This is a genomic window from Phormidium tenue FACHB-1052 (assembly GCF_014696675.1).
Classification (GTDB): Bacteria; Cyanobacteriota; Cyanobacteriia; order Phormidesmidales; family Phormidesmidaceae; genus Nodosilinea; species Nodosilinea tenuis_A.
Genome location: NZ_JACJQN010000023.1, coordinates 62,701 through 69,757 on the forward strand (window position 1 = coordinate 62,701; position 7,057 = coordinate 69,757).

The following is a 7,057-nucleotide window of genomic DNA, read 5'->3' on the forward strand; positions in this document are numbered from 1 at the left end:
CCTGTGGGGGTTTTGTTTTTGGGCACTATAGGCGAGTAGCGATGTATCTGCGCTCGCACAAGCGCTGATCGGTCAGCTTGACTATCAGCACCTGCCTAAGTTGTTGGCAGGCTAAGCGTTAACACGCTGTCCCAAGCCCTCGGTCAATCGCTTCAACGCAACGGACGTATCGTTGGCCTCCAGATGCACATCCAGAATGCAGAAGCTTGCGGAATGGCTGTGGCTCTCCCGCAAAGCCGTTTCGAGCTCATCTTCTGTCCAAACATCAAAGCCTCGGCCCACGCCTAGCAGCTTGGGCATTTGGCTGTATCGCCAGGGCAGCACATCATTAAAGCGGCCATCTAACATCGGGCGTTCTGTACCATAACCGCCATTGTTCAAAACCACCACAATCGGGTTGAGGCCATAGCGGGCAATGGTAGACAACTCCATACCCGTCATTTGAAACGCTCCATCTCCAACTAACACCAGAGGCCGCGTCCCTGGACTGGCGGTCTGTGCCCCAAGGCTGGCAGGCACCGCGAACCCCAGAGAGGCGTAATAGGCAGGCGATAGAAAGCGCGATCGCCCATGCACAAATAAATCCAGCCCAGCGAAAAGGGCATCACCTACATCCGCAATCACAATCAGGTTATGGTCGAGGAAAAGATTGAGCCGCTCGAAGAGGCGGGCGATGGTGATGGGGTGATGCGTTACGGGGATGAACGACGTTGCTGGCTTGCGATAATTTGGCAACTTAAGGTCTTGTTGCGGTTTAATGGCTGCCCCAATCAACCCATCCATAAAATCCTGGAGTCGAATGTCTTCATAGGTATGAAGCTGAATAGACGTTCGCTCGCTGGTGACTGAAATGGAATGCTTTGGATCGAGATGGGCCGTAAAACTCCCTAGGTTAATATCAGTCAAAAAGACTCCTAACATGATTAGGCAATCGCTTGACTCGACATAGCGACACGTCAGCTCATTGCCTAAAGCACCCGCATACAACCCAATGTAGTTGGGATGATGCTCGCTAATCACCGACTTGCCCAGCACCGTTTCTGCAACCGGAATATTCGTTTGCTCTGTTAACTGCAACAGGGCATCTTGTAGTCCAAAGCGGTGGATTTCAACGTCTGCCAAGATAATGGGCTGTTTAGCCGCATTAATCAGGGTTACGGCCTCTCGAATGGCCTCAGCTAGTGTCTCTGCATTGCTCTCATCAACCTGCTGCTTTCTAAAGTAGTGAGGATTTCCCGGCGTGTTAACCATGTCGCGGGGAATCTCAATGTAAACAGGTCGCTTGTACCTGAGGGCAGCGGTTAAAACACAGTCAATTTCTGAGAAAGCTGTAGAGGGATCATCCAAGATGGTGGAGGCGATGGTCAGTTCTTGAAAGACTTTGTATTGAGTATCAAAGTCGCGCACCTTATGATGCAGCAGCGGATTTTTATGACGCTCTTGGGTTCCAGGTGACCCGCTAATCACCACAACGGGCGATTTTTCAGCAAAGGCTTGGGCTGTTGTATTAGCAATCTTTAACCCACCCACTGAGTAGGTAACGCAAACGGCTCCTAAGCCTCGTAAGCGAGCGTAGGCATCGGCAGCAAAGCCGGCCCCTTGTTCATCACAAGTGTTAATCAATTCAATCGGGCTTTCCTCCAAAAGCTTGTCAAACTTAAGCACAAAATCACCCGGTACACCAAAAACGTGATGCACTCCTTCCTCATAAAGTCGCTGGATCAAATAGGCCCCGATGGATGTAGCGGTTTCCATGCCGTGGCTTCCTATTTCTAACAATATGTTGTATTTCCAGTCTGCAAAACTTTTCGAGGTTTGACCAACTAAGTTTACTTAACGTGAGGTCGACAAGGATTGAGCGTGTTGAAAGAAAGGCTGAGGATTACGCTCAAAGTATTGAAATCTAAGCACCTCAGCCATGGCTTTGCGTCTAGCGCGCCTCGACTTGATCCAAATCTTCTGCGCCGTTGACGACTTCTACCACGAGTTTGAGCGGCTCTGTGAGCGGGCTATCCCTCGCCTGCCGTGCGATGGCTCACTCTGCGATACGGCATCCCTACCGCCAACCGTTGTTGTGCCGACTCACCGCCGCTCACAAAGCTACGCGAGCAATTGCCTATTTCCCTGGCAAAGCGCCTCTGATGGCAGCCGATGTGGGGCAATGGCCGCTGTTGTCAGAGAGGGTGGATCTTAGCGATGCCTCGGCACGTGTGCAGCTCCGGTTCTAGCCACCACCTGAGCAAAAGCTCTGAGGGAGGTTTGGGCATCCTGGTCATGTTGCGATGGGTACGCTGTGGTGGTGCTCTGGTGACGGTAGCTCACCTCGGCCCCTGGCCATCGTGAGGGGCCGAGGTGAGCTAACTTGAGAAGTGCCTTACAGCCAAAGTAAACAGAGAGGATTCCCAACATGAGGCCAGCAGGAGCATCCCGGAATACTGGAGAAGTTGCCAACACTTCTTACAATCTTGTAAAAGAGCTTAAGGATTTTGTCGATACTAGCAATTTGAAAATCGCTTTCGACAAAGACCAAAACTCTTATTTGATAGGCGCTGACTTCACAGAAAAGCTATCCCCTCACACAACTTGGAGGGAAGAGCAAGACGAAATGAGACAGATTATCGCCCAACATGTCGCTAGAGTTCACCCTGATCAATTATCAGAAGCAAGTTAACGCTCTAAGCCACCTGCTACCGCCCCCCCAACTGTTTTGCGTAAGTTCTGTAAATGACTCAGCTATTTTGGCAATCTTTGCTAGCTGTGCCCGCTGCCCTAGGTGCAGCTGTGGCTGTCTCTGGCTCTGCGATCGCAGCTGAAGCCGCTACTCTCGTGGTCCACGACTTCAACCAAGACTCTGTTCAACTGGCTCAAATCACCAGTGTTTCAGAACTGACCGACGTACTGCCCTCCGACTGGGCCTTCCAGGCGCTGCAAAGCTTGGTTGAAAGCTACGGTTGTATTCAGGGTTACCCCAACCGCACCTTTCGTGGTCAGCGCAGCATGACCCGCTTCGAGTTCGCGGCTGCTCTCAACTCCTGCTTGGACGTGATCACCGCCCTGATGCCCCAGGTGAGCATCGACGCCGATGACCTGTCCATCATCCGTCGCCTGCAAGAAGAGTTCTTCCCAGATGATCTGGCTATCCTGCGCGGCCGCATCGATGCTCTGGAAGCTGAAACCGCGACCCTCCATGCTCAGCAATTCTCTACCACCACCAAGCTCCGGGGTCAGGTCGACTTTCACCTAATAACGCCCTTCGATACCAGCCCTGGGCAAACCAGCACCAGCGTTTCGGCTCGAGCTCGTTTGAACTTCGACTCTAGCTTTACGGGGCGCGATCGCCTGCGCATTCGTCTGCAATCTGGCCAGGGCAACGCCCTCCAACCCTTACGGGGTTTGGCTAACGCTAGCAGCAGCAATGCTGGTAACCCTGACAACACCGACTACAGCGTTGCTGTTGACGACTTCTACTACCGTTTTCCTTTGGGCGATCGCATCACCGTGACCGCGTCTGCCCGTGGGCTCCAGGGCGATGACTGGGTAACCAGCACGATCGTGCCCTTCGATGGTCCCGCCGTGGCTGATGCCGGTAGTCCTCAGTTCTACCAAAGTGGTAGCACCACCAATGGTGCGGGCTTGGGCATCAACGTCAACTTTACCGACAACATTGCCCTTGACCTGGGCTATACCGCTGGTGGCCCTGGTGCCTTTGATCCGAATGTTGGTATCTTCGCAGCCAGTAACCAGAGCTATATCGCTCAGCTCAACTTCCTCACCGATGGCTTCTTTAACGCTGCGGTGTCCTACCTACACAACGATCGCTCTTCCATCTTTGCGCTGAACAGCACAGGGGTAGCGGCTCCTGCCGGAGGCGTAGATACCTTTGCCGGTCTGCTCAACCTCGACTTTGGCGGGTTCTTCATCGCTGGTCATGGGGCTTACCAGATGTTCAACGGCGGCAACGACTTTAGCTGGAACGCTGGTCTTGGTTTCAATGACTTCTTGGCTGAGGGCAGTCAATTAGGTGTCTATGCGGGCCAACTGCCCCAGTTAGTCAACAACACCAACAACCCTTTCATCGTTGAAGGCTACTACCGAATTCCCTTTAATCAGTTCTTGACCATCACCCCTGCGCTGATCTACAGCGATGCCAAGTTGAGCACCCAAACCGACAACACCGGTTTCTGGGGTGCTCTACGCGCCACCTTCACGTTCTAAAGCAGCTTGGGGCTTTGGTAGAATGGCCCGCTGATTGGGCGATGTATGCCGGAAACAACACCAGTCTAGGCTTTAACCTGAGCTGGTGGATGGGCACAGCAGTGCTGGTAGCGATGGACATGAGGGAGCGGGCGTAGGCAATAAAAATCCCTGGCACTATGGGGATTTATACTGAAATTTTCCGTCTCATCCCTCTTTAATCACTTTTGCCAAGTAAAAATAATTGTTTAGGCAACTTTTACGTGAATAGCTAGTGGACTAGCCCGAAACTGATGCATGCAATTCATCAGCCGATACAAGCCATGACGCAATCCAGGTATAGCAAACACCTCAAGCCAAGGTTTGAGACGTTGATAGCACACAAATGGGTCGATGATTAAGCGTAAATTGTTCAGCGTGCTTTTCCAGTTGGGTTCTAATTGCTAATGGGAATGAGTATCAAACGGGCCATCGGCAACGGCGGGTAACGTTTCTTCAGTTGGCAGTAAGGTTTGCCAACAAAAATGTTGAGCGTGCAGTGAGACCATTAAATTAAATACACACTAAAGATGAGTTCCCACCAGCGCTCGATGCTGCTGTAATCAGTCAAGCGAAAATCTGCCCAGCCCAATTCGCTTTTGACCTGCTTAAAGCCATACTCAATCCAATTCCTCAAGCTGTAGAGTAGCGGCAGTTTGAGGAAATCGTCGGGCAAATCCGTCATGATGTACCAGCTATCAGCCTGGGTGTCTGGTTCAGTCCCTTTCGTGATTTGGAAGTATCGCAGAGGACACCGTTGACCAAAGATAATCTCTCGGATAAATCGTCGCTCTGGCGCGTGATGGGCTAAGGGTTGCTCGAAGACTCGAAAGCGGTTGTATCGAACGCGTTGTCCTGGCGGGAGCCAAACTCCATGATTTGAGCGAATCGCCACAATGAACGGCCACTTGAACCGGCGGAGTGTCTCCACAAAGTTGCTGCTTTCCCCGTAAAAACTATCGGCTAAGACCAGTTCAAACTGAAAGCCCCACTGTTGAAGCGTTTCAATGATCTCAACGGCTAACTGAATTTTAGTCTGGTACTCATCCTCCGGATGAAGGTGGCCCTTCGGCTTAAATACTTTGAACAGCAAGGGGTAGGTGATAGTGCCAATCACCCCATAGGCATTCACCGAGACAATGCCATTGGCTGTTTTACCGATGTTGCCGATATATTGCTTCGCAACATAGTCGGTAGCTTGCCCTTTTTTACGGTCACCGGTTTCATCAATCACTAAAATCATGGACTGCTTGCCCACTAGGGCTCGAATCAGGTGCAACCGTCGCTGTTGAAGTGCCTCAGTCTTCCACTGCGCGGTGCTCACAAAGTGATGCAGGCGTTGACTATCGGGCAGACCCACTAAGCGAGCTATGGCAGGCAGACTTTTTCGTTTCAAGTCCGACATCAAACCTACGTGGAGATACTTGAAACATTCATAGCTACGCACATCTTCAAACAAAGGACGATAGGCTTCGCAGTACTCATCAACGAAGCCCACGGTACGAACAGCAAGTCGAGGTGTCACCATAGATACAGCCCTCTCCCATACCTTTTAGTTTGAGTTTACTTCGTCAATAGTGACTAAAGAGGGATCAGACATCACGAGATGACTCTGACTACGTTAGAGGGCGTTTGAAAAATCGACTGGGCAGTAAAAAAGCTCACACGGTCTAGGCTGAGATTACTAACACTACAGCCCCGTGAGAGCGATGAGTAAAGCCTACACCAGCAATTTGACCCGTGACCAGTTTGAGTTGATTGAGCCGCTACTGCCAGCAGCTAAGCCCGGGGGACGCCCGCGAAGCGTATGTCTGTGGGCCGTGCTCAATGCCATTGTCTATCTGGTGGCTCAGGGGTGTAGTTGGCGGGATTTGCCAGGTGACTGTCCGGCGTGGCAAACGGTGTACACCTACTACCGTAACTGGGTCAAAGACGGTACCTGGGACACGCTCCATGAGCGGTTGCGAGGTTGGACACGCGCGACCCATGACCGTCCCGAGAGTCCGTCGGAAGTCATTTTGGACAGTCAAAGCGTTGCCACCGCACCGATGGTGCATCGTTCAGTGGGCTATGGCGTGGCCAAAGCGACTAAAGGACGAAAGCGGCATCTGGTGGTCGACACCCTGGGCTTGATGATGGCTGTTGTGGTCACCGCCGCTAGCGTTCCCGAGCGAACCGGAGGCCAACAGGCCCTGCAAAAGCTCCATCAGCTGGGTGAACGGGTCGCGCGAGTCTATTTGGTCTGGGTTGACGGCGGCTACAGTGGCCCCAACTTTCTGCAATGGGCGATGGATACCTTGGGTTGGATTGTTCACGTCGTTTTGCGACCTCAGGAATCGAAAGGCTTCGTTTTGCTCAAAAAACGCTGGGTGGTTGAGCGCACCTTTGGCTGGTGGCGCTGGTCGCGCCGCCTCGTTCAGGATTATGAGCAGTTGCCTGCAAACGCCGAAGCGATGCTCCAAATTGCCATGATTCGCATCATGCTTAGGCGCTTGGCCTAATTCGCTACACCCCTACCACTTTTCAAACGCCCTCTAAAGCCTGCGCTGACCGAATCCGCTTCTTCAGTCCACTGGGTAGGGCAAAGTAATTTTCGTCTTCAGGAAACAGGGCAGGAGGTTGAGGCCAACGGTGACAATTTAAGACGCTAGGCTAATCGTCAAGGGCCTTTTGGATATAGTGCCATGACTCGCAGCGCCAGCCATCGAGATCACGTTTGTCCCCGCAACCAACCGTATGTGGAGAACGAAGCAGTCAAAGCCCGGCTGAACGACCTGCTCACGCCAACGGTGTATGCGCAACGCGGTTTGTATCGGCAACTGGG

Annotated in this window: 6 protein-coding genes and 1 pseudogene; 5 read left to right on the forward strand and 2 right to left on the reverse strand. The window is 52.3% G+C overall.

What is annotated here, in order from left to right:
• Positions 1-111 precede the first annotated feature (111 nt).
• Positions 112-1,755, reverse strand: coding sequence for an alpha-keto acid decarboxylase family protein (locus H6G07_RS23705; protein WP_073610758.1), 1,644 nt, complete (start codon positions 1,753-1,755; stop codon positions 112-114).
• A 163-nt stretch (positions 1,756-1,918) separates the two neighbouring features.
• Between H6G07_RS23705 and H6G07_RS23710 the strand changes: the two genes are divergently transcribed.
• From H6G07_RS23710 to H6G07_RS26770, 4 genes are all read left to right on the forward strand, one after another.
• Positions 1,919-2,194 (forward strand): hypothetical protein, encoded by a 276-nt coding sequence (locus H6G07_RS23710; protein ID WP_139297180.1) that lies wholly within the window; start codon positions 1,919-1,921, stop codon positions 2,192-2,194.
• Between the two features lie 213 nt (positions 2,195-2,407).
• Complete coding sequence (locus H6G07_RS23715; protein ID WP_073610757.1) at positions 2,408-2,671, forward strand: hypothetical protein; 264 nt, start codon at positions 2,408-2,410, stop codon at positions 2,669-2,671.
• Between the two features lie 53 nt (positions 2,672-2,724).
• Positions 2,725-4,215: an iron uptake porin gene (locus tag H6G07_RS23720; protein WP_073610756.1), complete on the forward strand. Its 1,491-nt coding sequence runs from the start codon at positions 2,725-2,727 to the stop codon at positions 4,213-4,215.
• A 14-nt stretch (positions 4,216-4,229) separates the two neighbouring features.
• Positions 4,230-4,352 (forward strand): hypothetical protein, encoded by a 123-nt coding sequence (locus H6G07_RS26770; protein ID WP_277882107.1) that lies wholly within the window; start codon positions 4,230-4,232, stop codon positions 4,350-4,352.
• A 90-nt stretch (positions 4,353-4,442) separates the two neighbouring features.
• Here the strand turns inward: H6G07_RS26770 and H6G07_RS23725 are convergent.
• A pseudogene (locus tag H6G07_RS23725) lies at positions 4,443-5,761 on the reverse strand (IS701 family transposase).
• 181 nt (positions 5,762-5,942) lie between these two features.
• On the opposite strand from H6G07_RS23725, the gene H6G07_RS23730 reads away from it, so the two are divergent.
• Positions 5,943-6,734: an IS5 family transposase gene (locus H6G07_RS23730; protein ID WP_190740796.1), complete on the forward strand. Its 792-nt coding sequence runs from the start codon at positions 5,943-5,945 to the stop codon at positions 6,732-6,734.
• Positions 6,735-7,057: the final 323 nt, after the last annotated feature.